Annotated in this window: 18 protein-coding genes; 12 read left to right on the top strand and 6 right to left on the bottom strand. The window is 37.6% G+C overall.

Going from position 1 to position 23,965, the window contains the following annotated elements; all coding sequences use genetic code 11:
- Positions 1 to 134: 134 nt before the first annotated feature.
- The 3 genes from E1140_RS16490 to fabG are packed head-to-tail and all read right to left on the bottom strand — an operon-like array spanning position 135 to position 3,407.
- On the bottom strand, positions 135 to 1,658 hold the full coding sequence (locus E1140_RS16490) for a sodium/pantothenate symporter (RefSeq protein WP_155186398.1): 1,524 nt from the start codon (positions 1,656 to 1,658) through the stop codon (positions 135 to 137).
- A gap of 2 nt (positions 1,659 to 1,660) precedes the next feature.
- Positions 1,661 to 2,650 (bottom strand): 3-oxoacyl-ACP synthase III family protein, encoded by a 990-nt coding sequence (locus E1140_RS16485; protein WP_155186395.1) that lies wholly within the window; start codon positions 2,648 to 2,650, stop codon positions 1,661 to 1,663.
- Positions 2,651 to 2,669: 19 nt separating this feature from the next.
- The gene (gene fabG / locus E1140_RS16480) at positions 2,670 to 3,407 is read right to left on the bottom strand and encodes a 3-oxoacyl-ACP reductase FabG (RefSeq protein ID WP_155186392.1); all 738 of its coding nucleotides are present in this window, start codon (positions 3,405 to 3,407) and stop codon (positions 2,670 to 2,672) included.
- A 371-nt stretch (positions 3,408 to 3,778) separates the two neighbouring features.
- Between fabG and E1140_RS16475 the strand changes: the two genes are divergently transcribed.
- Positions 3,779 to 8,926, top strand: coding sequence for a T9SS type A sorting domain-containing protein (locus tag E1140_RS16475; protein ID WP_155186389.1), 5,148 nt, complete (start codon positions 3,779 to 3,781; stop codon positions 8,924 to 8,926).
- A gap of 134 nt (positions 8,927 to 9,060) precedes the next feature.
- A complete protein-coding gene (locus tag E1140_RS16470) occupies positions 9,061 to 9,513 on the top strand; it encodes a hypothetical protein (protein ID WP_155186386.1) in 453 nt (150 codons plus the stop codon).
- Here E1140_RS16470 and E1140_RS16465 read toward each other — a convergent pair.
- Positions 9,510 to 9,713 carry a YgaP family membrane protein gene (locus E1140_RS16465; protein WP_155186383.1) on the bottom strand — a complete coding sequence of 68 codons (204 nt, stop codon included), beginning with the start codon at positions 9,711 to 9,713 and terminating at the stop codon, positions 9,510 to 9,512. The genes E1140_RS16470 and E1140_RS16465 overlap by 4 nt on opposite strands.
- Positions 9,714 to 9,795: 82 nt before the next feature.
- Positions 9,796 to 11,580 (bottom strand): OmpA family protein, encoded by a 1,785-nt coding sequence (locus E1140_RS16460; RefSeq protein ID WP_185153639.1) that lies wholly within the window; start codon positions 11,578 to 11,580, stop codon positions 9,796 to 9,798.
- Between the two features lie 110 nt (positions 11,581 to 11,690).
- Between E1140_RS16460 and E1140_RS16455 the strand changes: the two genes are divergently transcribed.
- The gene (locus E1140_RS16455) at positions 11,691 to 12,449 is read left to right on the top strand and encodes a carboxypeptidase-like regulatory domain-containing protein (protein ID WP_185153638.1); all 759 of its coding nucleotides are present in this window, start codon (positions 11,691 to 11,693) and stop codon (positions 12,447 to 12,449) included.
- A 175-nt stretch (positions 12,450 to 12,624) separates the two neighbouring features.
- On the opposite strand, the gene E1140_RS16450 is transcribed toward E1140_RS16455, so the two are convergent.
- Positions 12,625 to 15,435 carry a CHAT domain-containing protein gene (locus E1140_RS16450; protein WP_155186374.1) on the bottom strand — a complete coding sequence of 937 codons (2,811 nt, stop codon included), beginning with the start codon at positions 15,433 to 15,435 and terminating at the stop codon, positions 12,625 to 12,627.
- A 204-nt stretch (positions 15,436 to 15,639) separates the two neighbouring features.
- Between E1140_RS16450 and E1140_RS16445 the strand changes: the two genes are divergently transcribed.
- The 9 genes from E1140_RS16445 (at position 15,640) to E1140_RS16405 (ending at position 23,918) form a co-directional block, all read left to right on the top strand.
- On the top strand, positions 15,640 to 16,275 hold the full coding sequence (locus tag E1140_RS16445; RefSeq protein WP_185153637.1) for a lysophospholipid acyltransferase family protein: 636 nt from the start codon (positions 15,640 to 15,642) through the stop codon (positions 16,273 to 16,275).
- A gap of 264 nt (positions 16,276 to 16,539) precedes the next feature.
- Complete coding sequence (locus tag E1140_RS16440) at positions 16,540 to 19,482, top strand: SusC/RagA family TonB-linked outer membrane protein (RefSeq protein ID WP_155186368.1); 2,943 nt, start codon at positions 16,540 to 16,542, stop codon at positions 19,480 to 19,482.
- Positions 19,483 to 19,525: 43 nt separating this feature from the next.
- Entirely contained in the window at positions 19,526 to 20,164 is a 639-nt protein-coding gene (locus E1140_RS16435; protein ID WP_221412711.1) for an SGNH/GDSL hydrolase family protein, read from the top strand.
- A gap of 162 nt (positions 20,165 to 20,326) precedes the next feature.
- Entirely contained in the window at positions 20,327 to 21,214 is an 888-nt protein-coding gene (locus tag E1140_RS16430) for an alpha/beta fold hydrolase (protein WP_155186362.1), read from the top strand.
- A gap of 118 nt (positions 21,215 to 21,332) precedes the next feature.
- Positions 21,333 to 21,560: a DUF1059 domain-containing protein gene (locus E1140_RS16425; protein ID WP_246202987.1), complete on the top strand. Its 228-nt coding sequence runs from the start codon at positions 21,333 to 21,335 to the stop codon at positions 21,558 to 21,560.
- Positions 21,561 to 21,580: 20 nt separating this feature from the next.
- Positions 21,581 to 22,228, top strand: coding sequence for a PAQR family membrane homeostasis protein TrhA (gene trhA, locus E1140_RS16420; RefSeq protein ID WP_155186356.1), 648 nt, complete (start codon positions 21,581 to 21,583; stop codon positions 22,226 to 22,228).
- 122 nt (positions 22,229 to 22,350) lie between these two features.
- Positions 22,351 to 23,259, top strand: coding sequence for a sterol desaturase family protein (locus tag E1140_RS16415; protein WP_246202985.1), 909 nt, complete (start codon positions 22,351 to 22,353; stop codon positions 23,257 to 23,259).
- A gap of 77 nt (positions 23,260 to 23,336) precedes the next feature.
- The gene (locus tag E1140_RS16410) at positions 23,337 to 23,579 is read left to right on the top strand and encodes a hypothetical protein (protein WP_155186353.1); all 243 of its coding nucleotides are present in this window, start codon (positions 23,337 to 23,339) and stop codon (positions 23,577 to 23,579) included.
- A gap of 6 nt (positions 23,580 to 23,585) precedes the next feature.
- A complete protein-coding gene (locus tag E1140_RS16405) occupies positions 23,586 to 23,918 on the top strand; it encodes a hypothetical protein (RefSeq protein WP_155186350.1) in 333 nt (110 codons plus the stop codon).
- The last annotated feature ends 47 nt before the right edge of the window (positions 23,919 to 23,965 follow it).

The raw sequence follows: 23,965 nt of genomic DNA, 5'->3' as shown, positions 1-23,965 counted from the left end.
TCTTTTCTAAAAGTATGTTGGCAAGTTTTTGGGCATTTGTATTCAGAGTTGAATATGAAATTTCTCTTCCGGTTTCATATTCTTCAATTGCAATCTTTTCAGGGCTGTAAACCGCCCATTTACTTAACCAGTCTTTAGTAAACATCTTCCGTCTTCACTTTTCTAAATTCTTCAATAAAATGCATGATCACCCCTACAAGCAGCGAGCTCAATATAGCAATTGTTGACGCTATTGCCGGGTTATTAATAGTCTCTTGCATGTATGCTGTAATATGACCATAATAAACACTAAAATGTACAACTATGGCTGTAACAGATGCCGCAAATACCGATTTAAAAGAGACATTTCTAAAAAATGTACCGAATAGCACCGGAATAAACGCTGCCGAGAAGTAAGCATATACTCCATTCTGAGCAAATATTCCTACACTTAAATTAGGACTTAATAGTTGCTGATACGATAATAAAAAGCTTACCACACCGAGCAGTATTATTACCATTTTATTGAAAAATATTTTTTTAAACGGACTATCAAAACCTAACCTTTTACCCACGATAGGGTCCATTAGATCAGAAGTAATTGTAGTACTCAATGTTTGAATCAACCCTTCAAGTGTTGAAAGTCCTGCCGAAATTAAGCCCAAAATTACCAGCAGCCCTGTGTAAACAGAAAACTTGCTCACAACATAGTATGAAACAAGACTATCCATAGGCATTTTAGTTCCGTTAATAGTTAAGTCAGGGAAATAAAGTCTAATGTAAAGTCCCACAAAGACCACTGAGAAAAAGACACTCAAGGCTATTATTCCAACAAGCAAGTACTTATTAATATCGTTTTTGCTCTTTAGTAGTAAGCTTTTGGTGATGATGTGAGGTTGGCAAACGATTGCGATTCCAATTACAAATTGACAGTAAATTATTTCAAAATAATCACGGAATAAGAAGCTGGAAGGGTTGGTGGTCTTGACCAAAGACTCATCAACAGCTGCCAATTGTTCTAAGAAGCCATCAATTCCATTCTCAAAGTATTCTACTCCAGAAAAAAGAAGAATAAATGCTACCACCAACATTATAGTAGCCTGTATTGCATTGGTGTATATCATTGAGTTGGCACCACCAAACATCATATATCCAAATACAAAAGCTACCACCACAGTTAACACCCATACGGGGTCTGCGTTGAGTGCTTTTGAAAGCACTTGCGTGACGCCCACACATATCAATACAATAAATGTGATTAGTAATAAAGACAAAAAACCAAAGTAGATAGCAAAGGCCTTGCTATCATACATCTTGCCTATCCATTGCGCCATGGTTAATGCTTTGGTGGTTTCGCCATATTTACGAAAGCCTTTGGTCATGATTATCAGTGAGATATAAATGGCCAATGGCATTACAATACCGAATGAGATTACACCACTGATACCATACAATGCTATAAATCCTGGATTTATAATAAAAGTTGCTGCACTCGTTACTGAAGCGGCCAAAGCTAAACCTACGGCCACAGGAGAAAAACCAATTGTACCTAGTGCATAATCATCCAGGTTCTGCGTCTTCTTTGCTCCTCTGATGACGAGATAAAGAACAACGGCCGCATATATAACAATGAGGACCCAGGTAGCAAATATCTGTTCGCTTGATGCTATATTACCCATAATTAATACCTTAATGCTGCGCAGGCGAATGCTAATCCCCCGCCCGAGCCAATAAAAAACAATAAATCTCCCCGCTTGATCTTCCCTTTTTCTATTGCATCATCAAGGGCCATTGGTATACAAGCCGAACCTGTATAGCCATAGTATTTCATAATCTTATGAGCTTTATCATGACATACTCCAAGTCTGTCCATGGTCTCATGAATCGAATTGATGTTAAGCTGAGTTACTAAATATTGATCAATCTCTTCAGTCTTGATATCAAACCTTTTACACATTTTAAGTGTCATTTCCGTCCACATCTCAGGATTGAGCTCTCTCGGAAAGCGATGAACAAACTTTAACTTATGATCATTTCTGGAAAGTACCTCGGCATCTACAGGACTGTTAGTTCCCCCACTATAAATACCCATCCATCCGTTATATTCCCCTCGCGTTTTCAACTCACTTCCTATAAATCCGTTATCAGCACCCTCTTCTCCTGAAAGAATCACCGCCCCAGCACCATCGGCAAATAAAGTAACAGTCTTTTTATCCTCTATATTAAGATGTTTGCTCATGGCATAGCCACCAACTATAAGAATATTATTATACTTCTCGTCTACCATAATATATTTGGAGGCTACATCTAAAGCTGTAACAAAACCAGCGCATGCAGTATTCAAATCAAAAGTACCTGCATTTTGGGCATTGAGTTTATACTGTAAAACTGCCGCTGTGGAAGGAGAAATATATTCAGGTGTATCAGTTGCTACTATAATTAAGTCAATCTCCTCGGGTCGAATGTCAGCTCTCTGCATAGCTATTAAGCTCGCTCTTTCACATAAATCAATAACTGATTCATCTTCTCTGCACCACCTCCTTTCATGGATATTAACTCTTTCCCTCAACCACGTATCAACATCCTCCTTCAAAATTTCATTGAAATAACTATTCGGTACTATTCTTTCGGGAACATAGGATCCCGTAGATTTTATAATTGCTTTACGCATAAGTTTAGGTTAGGTGAGTTTAAATAGAGACAGCTCCATCAACGCTTAATACTGCTCCACTTATAAAACTGGCTTCATCAGACGATAAGAACACATAGGCATTTGCTATATCCTCGGGCTTGCCCAATCTTGCTAATGGGGTTTTTGATACCATCATATCAATTACCTTTTCAGGTATAGTCTGGATCATCTCTGTAGCGATAAAGCCAGGAGCCACGGTATTGACCGTGATATTATATTTACCCAGCTCCTTTGCCAATGTTTTAGTCATACCTATAAGTCCGGATTTAGTAGCAGCATAATTGGCTTGACCAAAATTACCATAGAGGCCAACCACTGAAGATGCATTAATAATCGCACCGCCCTGCTGCTCTATCATATGTGGCACTACGGCTTGGGTACAGTTAAAAACTCCAGTTAGGTTTACATCTAACACCTGCTGCCATTCGTTTAGAGACATTTTCTTAATAGTCGCATCACGAGTAATCCCTGCATTATTGATCAGGATATCAACTCTACCAAATTTGTCAATAACTGTCTGAATGGCACTGTTAACAGATTCAGAGCTAGTGGTATCAACCTGAAAAAAAGTTACTTCATCATTTTTCAATTTTTCAATAGCTTCCTGCCCACTTGTATTACTTATGTCCCAAATAATTACTGTTGCCCCTTCTTTAAGAAATTTTTCTGCAGTACTAAATCCTATCCCTCTGGCGCCTCCAGTTATTATTGCTACCTTATTTTTAAGTCTTTTCATTAATTCTGTAATTCACGTTTAAGATTAATGCTCAAAATAGGTAGGCTCAAATCATTCAAAGTTTCAGGCTCAAAATCAATTGGCATCGACTTTTATAAATATCAGGCATTATAAATATTTAATATATTGATTGTCAGATATTTAATTTTAATATATGCAGGGTGGACTTTGGTATAAATATTTTTATCTACCTTGGAATGTAAAGCTTTCATCTATGAAATAGGTAACAATAAGCCACGCTTACGTATAGAAATCTCAGGGAAATACCCGCTGCAAGGTATTTAATAAAATATTTTCCCGCCCATCACATCGCCACTAGGAAATCAATTTAGATACCCTTAATTTGTAGGTTTATTTAATCAGGCTTTAATATGAATCGAATCTTAACCACTCTCTTTCTTTTTCTTGTTTCAACTATATCTTTTGCTCAGACTTGTCCGGGAGACATTAATATTCTGGAGGATGAAAATATCTCAGTTTGGGAGGTTGTTTCTAACGGCACACAAATTTTTTCTCTTGCAGGATTTGCAGAAATGGCTACCATTGGTGGCACCACATACACCCAACCTAATACTGGGTTTGAGAGAGGTCTGATTCTTATGGCACATGATTTAAGTGGAACATTGCTATGGTCTACTCAATTAAATGCCACTAATACATTTTTCACAACGAATCCAGCTTTAGCGGCTTCTACATCAACAGTATATGTATCTGCAACATCTAACGAATTTGACACTTCAACAAATAGTTTTAGAATAGAAAGTTTTAATGCTTTAAATGGAACTCCCGGTTGGTCAAATTCCTATTCAGTTAATGTAGGTTCTTCTAACCTACCCTTTGAAGCACAGGTTAACCCATACTCTGCTGCCTTAGATGGAACAGGAAAACTCGTTATTGCTGGAGCATTTTCGGGCACCATGGATATTGGAGGAACAGTTTTAACAACCACCTCAGGATTATCAGAAACCTTTGTAATAGCTGTAGATGAAGTGGATGGCACTGACCGTTGGGCAGTACAATCAACAGGATCAAATGGACGTGGAAGAGCATGGACGCTAGAAGTTGATAATGTGGGTAGCATTATCATTGGTGGTCACTATACAAGAACTATCACATTCGGTGCTCAAACCTTTTCTGCTGCAGATGATAAAATAAATCCTTATGTAGCCAAATTAAATAATACGGATGGATCTGCTCAATGGCTGGTAGGAATGCAAAATATTGCAGTTGAACCAGAGGCATTTGAGAATATTTATGACCTTGCTGTCGACCCATTAGATAACATTTACTTTGCTGGTAACTTTAACAATAACCTTGACATTCAGGGGACTACAATTACAAGTGGTGGTGAAACTGATATGTTGATAGGTAGCCTTGATCCTGGTGGCACATTGCGATGGGCCAAACAATTTGGTGGTTTAAGCACAGCAGATGAATTTGCCTCCAGTATAGTTTACAGCAATAACTTATCGGCCATTTTTGTAGGTGGACAATTGGCTACTGATGCTCCACAATATGGAAATATAAATCTAGATCTTCCTCCTACAAATGGTCATTATGTAATTGGTTTATTAACTGATGGCACTATAGAACCTATAGCTGCAGAAGCTGTTAGTCAAGAGAGTAATTTTGGATATTCAGCTACTTATATTGAATCTTCAGACACCTATATTTCTGCTAGTCTTAATAGTAATAGTGGGACAAATATTTTAGCTGCACAATGGGTACCTAATAGACCAGTGCCGTTTGCGCATATTACTTTAGAAGATGGAATACTAAATCCTACAGAAACTCTTACGGCATTCGATCCGGGTGGTGGACTCTATACCTATCAATGGTATTTCAATGGCGTTGCAATTCCTGATGAAGTTAATACAACCTATTCAGCAGGGCTTAATGGTTTCTACTCATTAGAAGTAACAAATAGCAATGGGTGCTCTAAGTTTTCTGAAGAAATAACCTTACTTGACGGATCAACATTAGAAAGTGACTCATTGGCATTAGTTGACCTATATAATAAAACCGATGGTGATAATTGGAATGATAAAACAAATTGGTTAGTGGGGGATGTTAGTACTTGGAGTAATGTAGCAGTTGTCGGAAACAGAGTAACTGCTTTAAGGTTAAATAGCAATAACTTAAATGGAACCTTCGCACCATCAATAACTAATTTAAGCGAGTTGACACTTCTTGAACTAGGAGGCAATAGCATAAGTGGAACGCTACCAACTAGCATCGGCAACTTGACCAACCTAACTGAATTTGCAATATGGGGTAATCAAATGTCAGGCAGTATACCAAGCACGATAGGTGATATGACAAGTCTTTTCAGGTTCTATCCTGCTGATAACAATTTCTCAGGTACTTTACCTGCAGAAATTGGAAACCTAACGGCATTGGAAGGGCTTGCCTTCAACAATAATCAAATAACTGGACCATTGCCTGCATCAATAGCAAACCTTACATCAGCCACCTACTTTGAATTCAACAGCAATCCAATTAATGGAGACATACCTGCAGAAATCGTCTCAATGCCTTTATTAACCAATATTCAACTGAGTAACGCAGGGCTAACAGGGAGTATCCCTGTAGGCTTAGGCAATTTATCAAACCTCGTTGTATTAGATTTATCTGAGAATAATCTCAGCGGTGAAATACCAAATGAAATATCAAATATATCCAGTCTTGAAGTTCTTAACCTCAGAAGTAACAGTATTACCGGGTCACTATCAGATGATATTTGGCAACTACCAAATATAACCACAATTCAGGTAGATTATAATTCAGGTTTAGTAGTGACACTTCCTGCTAATCTTTCGAGCTTAACTAATCTGGCAATTATTGGCATATCAGGCACAGTGCCAATTGGAGGTGCTTTCCCTACGGATTTTTATAGTTTGACAAACCTATCTGTGCTTGATGTAGGCGGTCATAATTTTACAGGCTCTATTACCAATGAGATAAACAACCTTACTAGCTTAACAGGTTTGTGGTTATTTAATAATAACCTATCGGGTGAATTTCCTGACATAAGCTCATTGTCTTCTCTCCAAGGAGGATCAATAGCCGGTAATCAGTTTACATCTTTCCCAGATATTTCCAATTTACCCGTTACTTACTTCGAAGTAAATTACAACCTTCTAGATTTTGATGCGATTATACCTAACCTCGGTATTCCTGAGTTTTATTATGACCCACAAAATGTTCGAGGAGACAACCTCTATCAAGAAGTTGATGTAGGCGGTGACTTTCCACTTGTAAATGATTATTTAGCAGCGGGCAATGTTTATCAGTGGGTAAGAAATGCCACAGACTCAATTGCCACAACAAGAGATTATACTATTATTGGGGCTCAAATAAGTGATCTTGGTGGATACTTTGCCTATGTTACTAATCCTGGTGTGCCAGACCTTACATTAAGAACCCCTTTTTATAATATTGCATTCAGAGATATTGATAAATCATGGACTGTAGATAATAGTCCTGGGTCAGTTGCCGATTTTAAAACACTTTATGCAGCAGTTTATGGGACTAATGAAGGTGACACACTCTACGTTATGGGCTCTCAAATTCCTTATAATGTGGGAGGAAAACTTTTAGAAAAGCCCAGAGTTATTTATGGCCCTGGCTACTTTTTAGGTCAAAATCAAGAGACACAAGCTTCGTTAGATACAGCATATGTTAATCAGCTTTTATTCAAAAAAGGTGCAGAGGGTAGTGTTGTAAGTGGTTTAGATATAAATTCTGTTATTATGAATAATCAGGCTTCATTCATAAATGATACGTTAACAAACGTTACACTCAGTCATAATAGAATAAACAGCTTAAGCATAAATGATGATAATAGGGGGCATACAATAAGTAAGAACTATATTAATGTTTTTGATTTTGCTTCTACACCAGTGCTGGGCACTAGCCGCTCATATATTGATTTTAACATATCTAATAATATTATAGATACAGTAACTACACTTTTCGCAAAGGCAACAGTAGCAAGAAATGTAATGGCAAATATAATTTTTGATAGAAATACCATTGGTGTTTTTACTGATAGCATTGAAAGCGCTGTACTCAATAATAACATTATCAATGACTATCAGGCTACCCAAAATACAAATAATGGTACAATAGATTTCGCCTCTGCAAATTTTGATAATAATAGTGGCACATTATCAATTGATAATGATTTTCAATCAACTGAAAATGCTGGGGCATTCTCAGGCACTGATCCTTATGTATTATCTGGCCTTGCACCTATCCCTCATATTTATAGCTTAAATGACATAGGTAGAATAAGAGTCAATGTAGAAGCTAAAAATGAATCGGATACTGATATTACTTATCTAAATTATAGATTAGGTGAAAATGGAGTTGTTAAGCAGCGTGGAAAGGTGAGAAGATTGGTGGCTGGAAATCCTGTTAATGTATTATTCAGACCTAAACTTGGAAAAATAACACCAGGAGCAGCTGTAACAATGATGATATGGCCTAAAGATGCAAATGGTGTAAGAGGCGTACCTCAAACCATTTCATTTACAGCAGAAACTACAACAGCTACCGGAAAAATTTTCACCTCAACAGGCACTCCCGTTACAAATGGAAAGGTTTTGCTTTTTGAAATAAATCAGGAAGCCACAGCTTTTGATACTTTGGAGGTTGATTTGGACAATCAAGGTAATTTTAATTTCCCCAATATTGTGATTGGAGACTATCTTGCCTTAGGAAAACCTAATGCAGATAATTTTCCTGGTGAACTTCCTACATATTTTGAGGGTACGGACCTATGGGAAGAAGCTGACACTCTGCTTATTGAAGCAACTAACCCTACTTTTAATATCACATTACTTGAAGAGCCAAAAGTAGAAACTGGCCCTGGTGTTGTTGCTGGTATTCTTGAAGAAGAGCTAGATAACACAGACTCCGGAGGAAGAATTGAAGCTAGAGGAAGAGTTAAAAAGGCAGGAGTTTCTGTAAGAAGGGCTAGGAGAAGCAGCAGAAGTGAAGAAATAGTTTATGACCTTGTACAATATGTATTCACTAATGATAACGGAGAATTTTACTTTGAAAATCTTCCTGCTGATAATTATAGAATAAATATTCAATATCCGGGATTCCCAATGGATACACTAACCAATGTTGATTTTGTAATAGAAGAAACCAAGAACAATAATTATAGTATGGAAGCCTTAGTAGATGAAGGTAAAATATCAGTTACTATTCTTTCCACAACAGGCATTTTAAAGGACTTAATTAGAGCGGTTAATGTATATCCTAACCCAACCGTTGAAAAAATTACCATAGCGTTTAATCAAGACTTTAATGTCACAGGCAATGTAGAAATTGACCTGATCTCTGTAACGGGTGAGTCAGTCTACCAAGGAAGCTACACTGCAGATCAAATAAATAAGTCGGGGGAACTGACATTACCAGTTAACCAATATCAGAATGGCACTTACCTTCTAAGAATAAATCAGCAAGGTAAAGAGATTGGCACCATTAGGGTTATGGTTACTAAATAATCATATTGAGAACTAATACACTGAAGGTCAACCGATCGGTTGACCTTCATGCTTTATAGGAATATTTAAATAATAAAATTGTTTCCTTAAATTCGCTCATGTAATGATAAGCAGCGAAAGGAAGTAAGCATACCATGAAACTAGGAAAATACACATTCGTTGTTGTCTTGATATTGGTTTTTGGAGTAATGGCTTGCTCTAAATGTGATGAATGCCAGAGTGACTTATCTGCTCGTTTTAGGTTTGTTGATACTCTAAGACAGGAGGTTAATGAAGATCCAGCATTAATTGAGATGGTTGATCTGTTCGGAAATACTTACGATGTTTCGAGAAAGGAAACAGAAGAGGATACTTTTCATGTAGTTAATCTTATGTCAATATCTACAGAGTTTGACAACCCTGACACATTACTTCTCAGATACAATAATATATTTATAGATACTGTAGGTGTGGGCTATACTTTTAGTAGTGATAGCCGATGCTGTACAAATACACTAATGGTTGGAAAACTGGAGTTTTTCAACAAAACATCTACACGCAGAATCAAACCTGAGTTTGTGATTTACGATGTCAGAATTGAGGATTAAGATTTCTTTTTAGTGCTGATTCCAAAAGGTCGATAAAGTGGGCAAAAGCTCACAAAACTGGTTGCCAAAAAAATAATAGCAAGTGCGCCCAAAATAATAGCCCCTGTTCCGCTCAAAATACCAACATAATACAGATAACTAACTACGACTGCAAGGACAATTCTGATGATTCTGTCTGCATTTCCCATATTTGCTTTCATAATAATCAAATTTAGTTTCAAATTTTATTTACCAAATCTAACTATCACAACTATGCTAGCACATGATTAAAATCAGTTTAAATTATTTCTTTAGTACTGTAAACTCTACCCTTCTATTAAACGCCCTACCTTCATCAGTATCATTAGATTCTAATGGCACGGTCTCGCCATAACCTTTGGCCACCAACCTGTAGCTGTCCACTCCATGTTCTATCAGGTAATCAACAACGGCCTGAGCTCTACCTTGAGAAAGGTTAAGGTTATAATCATCTGAACCTTTACTATCTGTATGTCCAGCAATTTCAATTTCAAGCGATGAATTACTGGTTAAAAAGTCAACCACCTTGTCGAGTTCAACGAAGGATTCTGACTTTAATGTTGTTTTATCAAAATCAAAAAAGATATTATTGAGTCTTACGGTTGTTCCTATCTCAATAGGTTTAAGGTAGATATCTTTTGTATAAGATATCTTATCCTCACTAATATGCTCAATACTATCATTTCCATTAAGGTAGCCCTCTGCTTTAGCCGCGATTTTATACCACCCGGTTTTAGGAAGTTCCATTTGATAATAGCCAACATCTGAAGAAATCAATTCCTTATTTAACTCATCTCCATCAAGTGTAATATTAAGCTTGGCCGTCAGTGGTTCATTTGTCTTTTCATCATATACAATTCCGCTCATCATCACCTTTTTCTTTAGCGGAATCATGTTGATATCCTTAATAACCGTTGTATCATGCACTACCTCACCTAAAGTAAATTCTGTAATTCCAGATTGATATTCTGGAGCAGTAGCATTTAAAACAAAATCACCATTCCCTTCCAACAATACCATCGCGTAATTTGCCTCTGGTGACGCCTTTAATGTGTCTATTATTTCACCATTTTTTGTCAAAGTTATCTGTGCGTCCGGTATGCCAAGACCAGTCTTCTGATCTACTACAACCCCTTTTAGGTTGATATGAATGTCTTTAAGCTGAAGCCAAAAAATATCAAGATTTCCTCCGTCAATTGTATTTCCCGACTGGGTGGTAAATACATTGTTATGGTTATCTACTGACATATAAGCGTCATAGGCTCTTGTATTTAATGGTCGTCCAACATTCACAGGGTCAGACCATTTCATCCAGGTGTCATCTAGTCGAACTGACTTATAAATATCTGAATAACCTATCCCCATGTCCTTTCTCGTACTAGAAAAGTAAAGTGTCTTATCATCTGGAGCCAGAAAAGGTGCAAACTCATCTCTTGATGTATTTAAATTATTTCCCAGTTTAACCGGTCTTGACCATTTGTTATCCCCTAAATTCTTGCTTAAGTAAAGATCATTGAACTCACTATTTTCCTTTTCACTAAAATAAAGTATCATAAATTTCGCATCGGTAGACATAGTTGCTCCATAGAACTTGCCCTGCTGCATCTTTTTAAAATCCTCAACATCTATATCATCTGGTTTACTCCAGCCGTCTCCCTCTTTATGGGTAAATGAAAAGCCAACATTATTTCTACCTGATCCACCTCGAATGAATAGTGTTTGATTGTCTGGCATAACAGTGAACACCTGATTTGCCTTATGATCATTAAGTGGCTTACCTAAGTGTTGCGCCTTACCCCACTTACCATTTTCTCCAAGCTCTGAGAACCAGATATCCTGGCTACCTTCTTTTCCGTAAGTATTTTCTGGGTGATTATGAACAAAGAAATACAGTGTCTTACCATCGGCCGAAACAACAGGTGCTCCTTCATGGTAGGCGGTATTCACATCTCTACCAAGATTAACCAATTCATATCGCTGGCTATATTCCTGAGCCAATAAAACTGTACAACTAAAGACAAGAGAGAAAAGTACTGATATGTGCTTCATAAATGTTGGTTTTGAAAAGTAAAGATATAAAAATCTTGAGGTATAGTTAAAAATTCTTGAATTCATGAAAAATGTATCCTTTAGTGTTACAGATACGTATCTTTGAATTAATGAAGTACTTGTTCTCTACCCTACTATTAGGTCTCTCACTGACTCTTTTTGCCCAAAATAAGCCAATTGAAATTATTGGAGAGATTTTAGACCCTGAAACTAACGAAGCTGTGCCTTATGTCCATGTTGTTAATCTTAGGACAAATCAAGGTTTTGTAAGTAATACAGAAGGTAGATTCTGGATTAATATGGCCAAGGAAGATACGCTTATGTTTTCTGCCATTGGTTTTGAGAAATATCACTTCACACTAAAAGAAAATGTTACTACAGATAAGTTAATTGTTACTATAGAATTAAGGCACTCTACACTCGAACTTGAAACTGTTAAAGTATTTGCTTTTAAGGATGAACATGCCTTAAAAAGAGCACTTATTGATGCTAAAGTGCCACTTCAAGATGAAAAACCTGGATTAAAGATACCGGGAGTTAAAATTTATAGAAGTGCCGAGAATGGCGGACTTGCTATTGGTGGCCCATTAACTGCTATTGGCAATCTGTTTAGTAAAGAGCACAAAGAACAAAAGAAGCTTATTGAAGTTTCTTCAGACTATGACTTTCAGAAGGTAATCCGTGCTAAGTATAATGAGACCATTGTAATGAAGGTCACTGGCATTCCTGAAGATAAAGTTGAGGATTTTATGAAATTCTGTAAGATTGAAGATTCTTTTATTAGCCGTGCGTCAGAGTATGAGCTTACAGTAGTTATCCAGCAGTGCTTTACAGATTTCACTGCCCTAGACCTCAAAGAGGATAATTAAAAAAACCTCCCCAGTTATTAACCAGGGAGGTTTGCAAGCAAAGAGTGAATAATTAAATTAATTAATCTAATCTACATGTTGCGCAATCGATTGTCAATATCAATTGCATTATAACAACATCAATTTCTTCAATGTAATTTTAATTTCATTCACCTTCATCTATTGAATAATTCCTTCAGTTCTCAACCAGCACGAATGCACCCCAGAAATACGGGTCTTTGTACTTGGATTTTAAAGATAGCTGTGCCTGCTTAAATGCTTTTTGTCGATTGCCAGACTTCAACCAATTAGCATAGAATTTTGTCATCAATTCCTGAGTAGCTTCATCACTCACCTTCCATAAGCTCATTAGTAATGATTTAGCTCCTGCACTTAGGAAAGCACGCTGAAGACCGTAAACACCTTCTCCTGCCTTCACATCTCCAACAGCTGTTTCGCAGGCGCTCAACACCACCAGGTCAGTATTATCAAGCTTCAAGTTGGTCGCTTCATAAGCAGTGAGCACTCCATTATTGCTATCATTCAACGAAGCCATTTGATCTGCTACCGTTCCGGCATTGGCAAGTAATAGCCCAGATCTAAGTAATGGATTGTTTTTAGCACTCTCAGCACTTACACCAAAGACCTTCTCCTTGTTACCGTCAACATCTTGCAAAAAGTAGCCGTGCGTTGCAATATGCAGAATAGTTGGATTGTCAACTTTCTTAATATTTGCTTCTGTAGCTTCAGCTGCTAAATATTGATTGATCTTATAGCCATTGGAATTCATCAGCTTTGACACCGCTAATAACTCACTTTTGGTACCAGGAAGTGCTGCTATTTCAGAGCCTCCAAAGGTCGGATTTCCAATTAGAAAAGAGTTTTTTGTAGAAGCAGCATTGCTGGTAGCACCCAAGTTTTTACTGCTGCCCAAGTATTGAATATCATATTGTTCCAATAATGATTTCCCATCTTTTGTTAATGTATTCAGATTTATCTGATTGTAAATACCATCAGTTGAAACGAAAAGCGTGCGCTTACCACTGACCAATGGTGATATGGCTGCCCAATATTGATCGTAAGAATAGGTGTCTTCTAATTTCTGATGAATGACATTGTTATAATACTTGAAATAGCGCGTTTCTAGGTGTGCTCCATTTTTCAAAATGGCGACATCCGGCACAGATGCTGTGCTAGACAGCACCAGCGCTGCATAATGTACTTCATCAGTCCATGTATTATCAAAATGTCGATACCTTACAAACTCTATTGCTCCCTGTCCATCTTTTATATTGGATTTTACATCTTCAAAAGTTACCTGCTTCAGCTGATAGCCTTCAGTAAAAAGATCTGATTTCTCAGAAAGTCTTTTTTCGGATTGATTGGTTGCAGATTCCAGAGAATCTCTGTTAATATTTTGCTCCTCAAGCTCTTCTTTAGAATAAGCATAGTACTGTGCTAGTGTCTGCTTTTGATCTATCCATAATAGGTATTCATCTATCAAAGACTTATCTCCACTATTCAATATCTTGCTTTTAATCTTGTTAGTAGAATTAAGCAACAAACCCTTAGTCGCGATATGAAACTCGTAAGCATCTTTAACCAAAGACTTGTCGCTTTCATTTTGATCGAAAGCAAACGAATAAAACCTCTCAAATCTAGGTCTCAACTTATCCCAGTATTTGGTCTTTTCAGATTCACTCATTGGAGGGAAATATTGATTGATAAAATCGAGCGACTGATTGAGGGTTTCTAAATAGAGCTTCTTTGCTTCAGCAATATTTCCCAATTTCCATTCTACAATGGCCATATCCTCTTTGCCTTGCACATATTCTGGATGATCCTTACCCAAAGCCTTGAGTTTAATTTCTACAGACTCTTTGAGCAGTGGTTTTGCTTCATCATATCTTTTTGAGTATCTATAAAAATTACCAAGGTCACTTAATGAACCAGCATACAAGCTGTGCTCATCACCAAACTTCTTCTTGTAAATGTCCCTGGCCTCTTTGAGCAAGTCCTCCACCTTATCCACTTTATCCATCTCAATATAAAGAGAGGCTAAATTGCTAATGGTATGCGCATAATCAGGGCTACCGGACCCCATTCTGTTTTTCTTTAGGCGCATCAATTCATTATAAATCTCTTCTGATTGCTCATATTTGCCCATTTCCTGATAAAGGAAAGCCTGATTTGATAGGAACTTTTGATGGTTATTAGATTTTTCGCTTTGCAGCTCCCTAGAAATAGCGATTGCATTCTTTAGTTTCTCATCAGCTTGCTCATATCTGCCAACAGCCTGATATAACATGGCTTCATTGTTTAAGGCAATAGCCAAAGGCATACTCTCTTCACCAGAAGCAGCTCTAAGCACTTCCACTGCCTTCTTCGCATTTTTCTCGGCCTCATTATAACGCCCAGTTTCTTTTTGCAGTACAGCCAGGTTATTCAATGAGGCACCATAACCTGCACTCTTCTCCCCCAGTTCATCTTTTCGTTTCTCAAGTGCCTTAAGGTTAAATTCTTCGGATTTGGAATATCGGCCCATTGTTGCGTAAAGTAAGCCTAGATCAGAAATGGTGGTCAAATAATTAACCCCAGTAATACTATTAACCTCATATTTTAACATGGCCGATGTCAGTAGTACCTCTGCCTTGCTGTAATACCCTTTAGCATAGGCCAACTCGCCAGCGTCAAGCAGTCTACGGGCTTTTTCCTCTTCAGTAGATTCCTCATTCGTCTGAAGATTGGTGAAAGCTTTCAATACTTTATCGCTGCCCGTATCAGTATCAAAAAAGTCAGCATTATCATTAACAGAAATCGCGAAACTAAAACTGGTGGAGTCCATCTCGGCTCTTGCCTCATTCAGTTTATCACCCGCCAGTCCTTTGAGTTTATTAATATTTTTTTCTGAAGCAAGATTCTTAGCCTTGTCTTTCAAAAACTTTCCGATTTGGGCATAACTGCTCCCCGCAGCTAACAAAAAAATTACAGTAGCTATTAGTCTCATATTGAGTGATTTGCCTCCTAAATTAGAAATAAGATCACACACATAAAAACCAACGATTGAAACGAATTTATTACTGCATTTTGTAATTTGGCCGCTTGAATTGATACGATGAGAAAGGTTTTTTTGAAAATTTACATGGTTTGGGTGTTACTAGTCTTCAGCATATTTATGCTTCTACTGCTCCCACTTATAATTCTGCCAATTTTGATAAGTACAAAAATTGGTATGGGTACTTTTTATGGGCTCAAAATTTGGGCAAGGATTTTTAGTATACTCAACTTCATACCCTATAAAATTTATGGCAAAAAGAATATTAAGAAAGATCAGGCTTATATCTACACCAGTAACCATACTTCATTTTTAGATATACCAGGGATTGTATTGGCCATACCAACACAGTTTAGGCCGTTAGCAAAAAAAGAATTACTAAAAATCCCAGTCTTTGGGCTGATTGCACGGGTAGTAACTATTGTAGTTGATAGATCTAGTCAGGAAAGTCGTAAGAGGAGTCTTAAAATATTGAAAGGGATATTGAAAGACAATGTCTCTATTTTGATTTTCCCTGAAGGGACTCAAAACAGAAGTAAAGAGCCACTACAACCTTTCTATAGCGGTGCATTCCGAATGGCTATTGAAACTGGTGCCCCAATTATGCCAATGGTAGTTCTAAATGCCGGCAGGCTAATGCCTCCGGGAACCATCAGCATCAAGCCTGGGAAAATTAAAGTTGTGTTTGGAGAAGCTATTGACTGCTCTAATTATAGCATGGATCAGGTAAATGAACTAAAAGATCATGTTTTTCAAGTAATGGCCAAACTGCTAGAGGATAATAAATTATAAGATCTTCGATTAAATATCTACTTACTATATTTTATAAGCAACCAAGCACTAGCGTCCGCTAAATAGAGTCCTGAATATCCCCTATTAAAATTCAATTTTAATTAGTTCAAATAAATAGTATATTATTGCTATTTTAGGTATTAGCAATCGTTCTAATCCTGATCAGCTGCGAGAATAATCAGGGACAATCGATTAATAGTTGGGTCTTTATATCAAGCTTCGGAACTACATAAAACAATATAAAGAGCTAGTAAAAAAAATCAAATGACTCTCAATTCAAAAGGATTGTTAAACAAGCCATTCATTCTTATTTCATTATTAATGCTGGTTTCATTCTCTGTTATTGGACAGAAAATAACGGTCACTGGCAATATTACTGCTGAAGATGATGGATCTGCCCTGCCCGGAGTGAACATCGTTGAGAAAGGAACCACCAATGGAACAGTTACTGACATTGTTGGAAACTATATCATTAGTGTTGACCCTGATGCAGTGCTAGTTCTTTCTTTCCTTGGATATGCAACGCTTGAAGTCCCTGTTGATGGTAAAGTACTAATCGATATTCAGTTAGAAGTTGATGTATCCGATCATTGGCCTATTATCAATATCGGATATGGTAATATATCATATAATGAATTAACCTACGGAATTTCTCGCCTCACATCTTCAAACTACAATCAAGGTTATATTTATGAACCTACTGAGCTTTGGCAAGGTAAAGTTGCTGGCCTGTCCATTTATAAAAGAGGAGACAACCCTCATGAGGAAAGTGTGATGCGCATCAGGGGGCTGACTACTTTCGATGAAGAAGCAGCCCCTCTAATTGTAATTGATGGTGTACCCATGGCTACCTTGCATAACCTCGATCCTCAGGATATTGAATCTATCAATGTATTGAAAGATGGCTCAGCAACAGCTATTTATGGTATGCGTGGGTCTCAAGGGGTCATAATCATAACCACAAAACAAGCCATCTATGGAAGGAAAATTTCGGTGTCAGCCAATAGCGAAGTAGCTGCATCAGTAATATCAAAAAAACAACCCGTGATGACTGCCAGTGAGCACATAGCAGCGGGAGCCAACGACCTGGGATCATCCACAGACTGGCAGGATGAAATAACCCGAACAGGCATATCAACTGGGCATCATGTGACCATTTCAGGAGCATCTGAATCCTCTTCCTTCAGAGCATCTACACATATTCGGCAAGTTGAGGGCATTCTTTTAAATTCTGGTTTTAATCAGATAAATACACGAGTCAACCTTAGACACAGAGCCATCGATGACAGGCTCAGATTTGATTTCAATATCGCAGTAACGAACAGAAAAAGTAATTTCTCATTTCCTGATGCATTTCGGTTTGCTAATGTATTCTCACCATCCGCTCCCATAACTTTCCCGAGTGGTGATTATTATCAGCCCATCTTATTTGACAACTTCAATCCCGTTGCCATACTCAAGCAAAATGTAAATCTGGGTAGAAGAAGGAATACCAATTTTGGCGCTAAAATCGACTTTGATATTTTGGATGGTCTAACAGCAACTGTGAGTGTTGCTCAACAATTTGAAAGTAATTTCAATGGTAAATATTATTCCAGAAACTCCCTATATGAAGGTTATAATAGAGGTGGTCTTGCACAGCGTTACACTGATGACCAAAGTTTTACATTAGGCGAGAGTTATCTGACGTATTACAAACACTTCATTGATCTTACACTTAATGTGGTAGCCGGTTACTCTTACCAGGAAGATCGTTTTGAAAGTTTTGGGGCTGAACTAGGAGACTTCCCCAGTGATGAGCTTGGTTATAATGCCATCGGTTACTCAGCTGATATACTTACAGGAGAAGAATACCTTATTGATATATCCAGTACAACATCCCCTATTAATACTATAAAAGGTATTTTCTTGAGAACCACCTTAAGTCTGGATGATATAGCCACTTTCAATGTCTCTTTGAGAAGAGACCAATCGAACAAACTCGGAGAGAATAAGCAAAGTGGATTATTCCCGTCAGCAGGTATTAACCTCAATCTTCTACATTATTTGAAGAGTTTGAATTTATCACTACTCAATATGAGATTGGGGTATGGAGTTACGGGATCTATTCCATCGCAATATGGCTTGGCTAATCAAAGATTCGATTACTCATTTCAGAATGGAGGAACTGTCAGAATGGCTCATGACGCTAACCCTGACCTAAAATGGGAACAAAAGAAAGAGTTGAATCTGGGTATTGATGTCAACGCAGGGCCATTTATAGCTACACTAGACCTTTATCAGCGTACAACCAGTGATATAATCAATTTGGTTAGAATTGACCCAAATGATTTCTCTACGGGTGAACGTTATGATAATATTGGCGGATTAAAAAGCAGAGGTATGGAGCTAATGCTGAGCTACTATTTAGGTAATTCTAATAACATAACATGGCAACCGTCAATTGTTTTAAGTACCAGCCGCACGCTACTTGATGGCTTTGATGTAGATCAGGAGGTAAGAGGTACTCCTGGAATTGCCGGTTCTGGAAATTCTCAACTCATTAGAATAGCCAAAGGTGAAAAAATAGGAGAAATCTGGGGTCCCGTGTTTGATGGTGTAGATGCCAACGGATATGCAATTTTCAGGGATACTAATGGAGATGGTCAGTTGTTAATAGATAATGGTACCGCTTTGGATCCAAATACAGACTTCACTTCTTTAGGAAATGGCATACCTTCCTGGGAGCTAGGCTGGAGCAATCAAATTAGATATAGAAATTGGGAACTCAATATGTTTTTTAGAGGGGCATTTGGTCATAGTTTGGTCAATAGAGCGAGACTCGGATTTGAACCACTCGATCTGGGAGCAGTAAATTCTTACAACAGGGTAGTAACAGATAAAGCTGTAGATGGTCTAACCTCCTCTCAGTTTAGTTCTCTTTATGTTGAAAAAGCAGATTTTCTTCAGCTGGATAATATTTCATTATCATATTCACTACCACTGAAAACCAGCTCCTGGATGAAGTCTTTAAAGGTTAATATGACTGTCCAAAATGCATTTACCATTACCAGTTATACAGGAAATAACCCAGAACCCATTCTTGTAAGTGGTCTCTCATCTGCAACCTTTTCAGTTAGCAAGGACGTTTTAACACCAGGTATTGACCATGTTAGCAATTATGCTCCTTCAAGAACTTTCATGTTTAGCTTATCTTTAGGACTTTAACTATTTTATGAAATTTCTCATCCTTTGTATATTAATCTGCTCTATGCAACTTTCTCACGCTCAGGATTGGGCAAACACAGCACGATTTCAAATGGAAAATGACAGTATTGGACTACCTACCAAAGATGAAAGCAGGGTTGTTTTTATGGGCAATTCTATCACCGAGGGTTGGAAAAGCTTTAGGCCTGAATTCTTCGAAAACCAGTCCTTTGTTAACCGAGGCATTGGAGGACAAACTACCCCACAAATGCTGGTTCGGTTTCGTCCAGATGTTATCGCACTAACACCTAAGGTTGTAGTAATACTTGCAGGTGTAAATGATATTGCCGGAAACACTGGCCCATCTACCCTGGAAATGATCATGGACAACATTATTTCAATGGCCGAGCTGGCCAAAGCCAATGATATAAAAGTGATATTAAGCTCTGTATTACCTGCATTTGACTTCTCTTGGAAACCAGGACTAGAACCATCAGGAAAGATTATCAATCTTAATAAAATGATTAAGAAGTATGCAGATAATAATGAAATTATCTATCTGGATTACTTCTCTTCAATGGTTGATGAGCGCAATGGCCTGAAAGATGAATATACTTATGATGGCGTACACCCTAACGCAGAAGGTTATAAGGTGATGGAACCTTTAGTGCTTGAGGCTATTGAAAAAGCACTTGCTAAGTAACCCTGTCGTCTTCGTTTCTTAACATATTTATTCCTTAATTTCCATCCGAATAAACAATAACTAGCGTCAAAATCGGTTATCGTTATTCAATTGAATATCTTGCAATTGAACATCGAATCATATCTTTTACAAGAGATCAGAACTTGTAAAAAAAACAATACTATGAATAATTCGATTAAACTGGCTTTTGGGATTCTCGTCATGATTTCCATTGCATGCACTGGAAATAAAGAAAAAGAAGTATCATCCATCACAACTCACATCGCTGTTGAAAACAAAGGAATACCTATTGATTACAAGGAATCAGGAGATGGAAATTACACCCTGATTTTCATTCATGGCTGGTGCATAAATGATAGTTACTGGACTCACCAGGTAGATGCTTTAAAATCAGATTACAAAATCATCACCCTTAATTTACCAGGGTTTAATGGAACAGATACGACAAGAAATGATTGGAGTATAGAAGCCTATGCATCAGATGTAAATGCTCTAATTGAGCAACTCCAATTAAAGAATGTTGTGCTTATTGGACATTCAATGGGCGGTGAAATTATACTTGAAACTGCCCTGTATAATAAGAATGTGATTGCCCTTATTGGCATTGATAATTTTAAAGACATGGGGCATGAAATGTCTGAGGAAATGCAAGAAGGTATTAATGAATTCTTCGCGTTGCTGGAGAGCAACTATAAGGAGATTTCTAAAGCATTCGCTGAAAGTAATTTATTCTCAAATAGTACAGACAGTTTGGTAAGAGCCAGGGTTATCGCTGATTTCCAGTCCGCAGATTCAATTGTGGCCATTGCCAGTCTGAAAAATTTATTTGATTACTCATTTGATGAAATGAGCAAATTGGAAAAACTGAACCAAAAACTTTATTTGATAAACAGTAATACATCTCCTACCAACTTAGATCCGATGATAAATGCAGGTGTCAAATGCGAGCTATTCGAAATTGACTCTGCTGGTCATTATCCCATGATAGAGAACCCTCAAGAGTTTAACTCACTGCTAGCACAAGTTCTTAATAAGATAATCAACGAATAGTTAATCATCGTCCGGCTCATACTTTCTGAAAAGCAAAGTGCTGGCAGGATAACCGTATCGTTAACTTTAATTTTCGCTACCTTTATTATCTCACCAGATTTTATCAATCATGAAAACAATGACTTGCAAACAACTTGGAGGAGCCTGCGATATTAAATTTCAGGCTGGCACCTTTGAGGAAATGGCTGAGCTCAGTAAACAGCATGGCATGGATATGTTGAATAAAAAAGACAAAGCGCATTTAGAAGCCATGGGTAAAATGCAAGAGCTCATGAAATCGCCAGATGCAATGCAAGCCTGGTTTGATAGCAAGCGAAAAGAATTTGACGCACTTCCTGAAGATTAGTAGATCAAACTAATTGACCATTGCCACAAAATAAACCTGCTCAAACCAAGCTCGAAGAATGGTTCAATACCTTATCGCATGGTGTTACCGCACTTGCCGCAATTGGAGGTTTGGTCGTGCTCATAGTGTTTGGTGCTCAAAGTGACAAACAATGGAGTTTATTTAGTGCACTATTCTATGGGTCCAGTTTGGTGTTACTCTACACTTTTTCTACCATCTATCATGGCCTTAGACATGCAAAAACCAAGCATGTTTTTAATATTTTAGATCATTGTGGCATCTACCTGCTCATCGCTGGCACCTATACTCCCGTACTACTCATTAGCATTGGTGGCGCCATTGGCTGGATTTTCTTTGGCATACAATGGAGCATGGCCCTCGTAGGCATCACTCTTAAAATATTTTATACCGGCAAATACAATTTGATCTCCACATTGATGTATGCTTTCATGGGGTGGATTATTGTTTTTAAAATTGAATTGGTCAAATCAATTCTACCTGCACCTGCCTTTTGGCTGTTAGCTTCTGGTGGTTTTGCCTATACAGTAGGCATTGTGTTTTATATCATTGACTATCGCATGAGGTTGGCTCATTTCATTTGGCATCTTTTTGTTATGGCCGGTAGCATTCTACATTTTATAATGATGGTTATGTATATATTTGAATAACTTCTTAAATCAAATTTATAGCATCATGTTTTGATGATTCTTTAATAAGTCTTTAATTGTGATTTAAACCACAATGGGTTTATGTTGTTATCCTTTATAATTAGCTCAATTTAATCTGCGTTTTGAATTTAGAATTTGTAAATCCTTTAGTTTGGGGTGTTCCCCTATTTATAGTGATGGTGATCGTAGAACTTACCTACAGTCACTCCCATGACAAAAATTTGTACCAATGGAAAGACCTGTTAGCCAGCTCAGCCATGGGGCTGGGCTCCGTACTTTTGGGGCCAGCTATAAAGTTGATTTCTGCTGCTTCCATCTTTTATGTAGTTTATGAAATTTTCAACCCTGAAGTGAATGGTGTGAGAACCAACATCATGGGCTATGAGTCTTTCGGTTGGGCATGGTATGTATGGCTTATTTGTCAGTTTTTAGATGATTTTAGTTACTACTGGCTGCACCGTTTTAACCATACCGTAAGGTTTATGTGGGCAGCACATATCGTCCACCATTCTTCTAAAAACTTCAACTTTGGCACTGGCCTGCGTAACGGATGGTTTACACTGCTGTACAAACCTTTATTCTACATGTGGCTGCCTGCCATCGGTTTTCACCCTGAAATGGTTTTGGTTTGCTTAGGTATTGAAGCATTATGGCAGTTTCAGTTGCACACGCAGTTTGTTCCTAAACTTGGATTTTTGGAAAAATTCTTAAACACACACACGCAACACCAGGTGCATCACGCTAAAAATTTAGAATACCTTGACAAGAACCACGGTGGTTATCTGAACCTCTTCGATAAAATATTTGGTACATGGAAAGAGCTGGATGAAAATATTGAGATTGAATACGGAGTGGTTCATGATCCAGAATCTTATAACCCATTTGTAATAGTGACACACGAGTACAAAAACATCTGGCGCGACATCAAGAAGTCAAAAAATCTGTATGAGGCTTTTATGTACACATTTGGTGAACCTGGCTGGAGCCCTGACGGCTCAACACTGACCGTGAAGCAGCTGCAGCGTAATTAATAAATCGATTATATTAGTAAAAAACATTAGCGATATAACAGAACTTCTGTTATCCTGATGTTGTAGGGCATAAGTCGATGAAGATAATTACATACCTAATCACAATTTCATTTCAGTTACTTTCAGTTTGGTCACTCAAATTGTTGGATAGCTTTTCATTGATTATTGTGATTTTCATTTCTTGTGTGATTGGAGGATTCTTCTTAAAAAGAATCAAGTCAACAACCAACCTTGGATGGGGGTTATTCTTTGGTTCATTGACTTCTTTAGTCATTACAATAGGATTTACTATATGGCTATCATTTAATCTTGGCGGCTAACGACAAATGGATTCTAGACAAATATATAAAGCTGCCGAACACCTCGGAACAACTTTGACTTGGGAAAAAGACTGGATTCACTTCGGAACAGGCGATGAGGTTAATATTCATCTAATAGATGACTTTATAGTGAACTTCTTGCAAAGTGACCAGATTAACTTTGTGCATGAACGAACAAATTCTGCAACTATTGAAGTCTCTAAGATTCTTCCTACAATAAAAGACCTTCTAGGTAAAAGTAACTTTGAACTCTGGAATGACTCAATGGAACGTGCCATTCAATTTAATCGAATAGGAGTTCTGCTCAAAGGTGAAAAAACGCCCTACAATAAGCTGTAAGAGCGCATTTGGACTTCACCATGCGAAGTCCCTAAATGCTTAGGTGC

The organism is Fulvivirga lutimaris, assembly GCF_009711525.1.
Classification (GTDB): domain Bacteria; phylum Bacteroidota; class Bacteroidia; order Cytophagales; family Cyclobacteriaceae; genus Fulvivirga; species Fulvivirga lutimaris.
The sequence above is the reverse complement of the archived record's forward strand: the minus strand, read 5'-3'. Positions and strand labels throughout refer to the sequence as shown.

Bases quoted from the DNA above. Each gene is read 5' to 3' on its own strand.
- E1140_RS16410 (WP_155186353.1), top strand. From the start codon at position 23,337: ATGAAGATAATTACATACCTAATCACAATTTCATTTCAGTTACTTTCA.
- E1140_RS16440 (WP_155186368.1), top strand. From the start codon at position 16,540: ATGACTCTCAATTCAAAAGGATTGTTAAACAAGCCATTCATTCTTATT.
- E1140_RS16450 (WP_155186374.1), bottom strand. From the start codon at position 15,435: ATGAGACTAATAGCTACTGTAATTTTTTTGTTAGCTGCGGGGAGCAGT.
- E1140_RS16470 (WP_155186386.1), top strand. From the start codon at position 9,061: ATGAAACTAGGAAAATACACATTCGTTGTTGTCTTGATATTGGTTTTT.
- E1140_RS16435 (WP_221412711.1), top strand. From the start codon at position 19,526: ATGCAACTTTCTCACGCTCAGGATTGGGCAAACACAGCACGATTTCAA.
- E1140_RS16485 (WP_155186395.1), bottom strand. From the start codon at position 2,650: ATGCGTAAAGCAATTATAAAATCTACGGGATCCTATGTTCCCGAAAGA.
- E1140_RS16490 (WP_155186398.1), bottom strand. From the start codon at position 1,658: ATGGGTAATATAGCATCAAGCGAACAGATATTTGCTACCTGGGTCCTC.
- E1140_RS16460 (WP_185153639.1), bottom strand. From the start codon at position 11,580: ATGAAGCACATATCAGTACTTTTCTCTCTTGTCTTTAGTTGTACAGTT.
- E1140_RS16455 (WP_185153638.1), top strand. From the start codon at position 11,691: ATGAAGTACTTGTTCTCTACCCTACTATTAGGTCTCTCACTGACTCTT.
- E1140_RS16430 (WP_155186362.1), top strand. From the start codon at position 20,327: ATGAATAATTCGATTAAACTGGCTTTTGGGATTCTCGTCATGATTTCC.
- fabG (WP_155186392.1), bottom strand. From the start codon at position 3,407: ATGAAAAGACTTAAAAATAAGGTAGCAATAATAACTGGAGGCGCCAGA.
- E1140_RS16425 (WP_246202987.1), top strand. From the start codon at position 21,333: ATGACTTGCAAACAACTTGGAGGAGCCTGCGATATTAAATTTCAGGCT.
- E1140_RS16465 (WP_155186383.1), bottom strand. From the start codon at position 9,713: ATGAAAGCAAATATGGGAAATGCAGACAGAATCATCAGAATTGTCCTT.
- E1140_RS16475 (WP_155186389.1), top strand. From the start codon at position 3,779: ATGAATCGAATCTTAACCACTCTCTTTCTTTTTCTTGTTTCAACTATA.
- E1140_RS16405 (WP_155186350.1), top strand. From the start codon at position 23,586: ATGGATTCTAGACAAATATATAAAGCTGCCGAACACCTCGGAACAACT.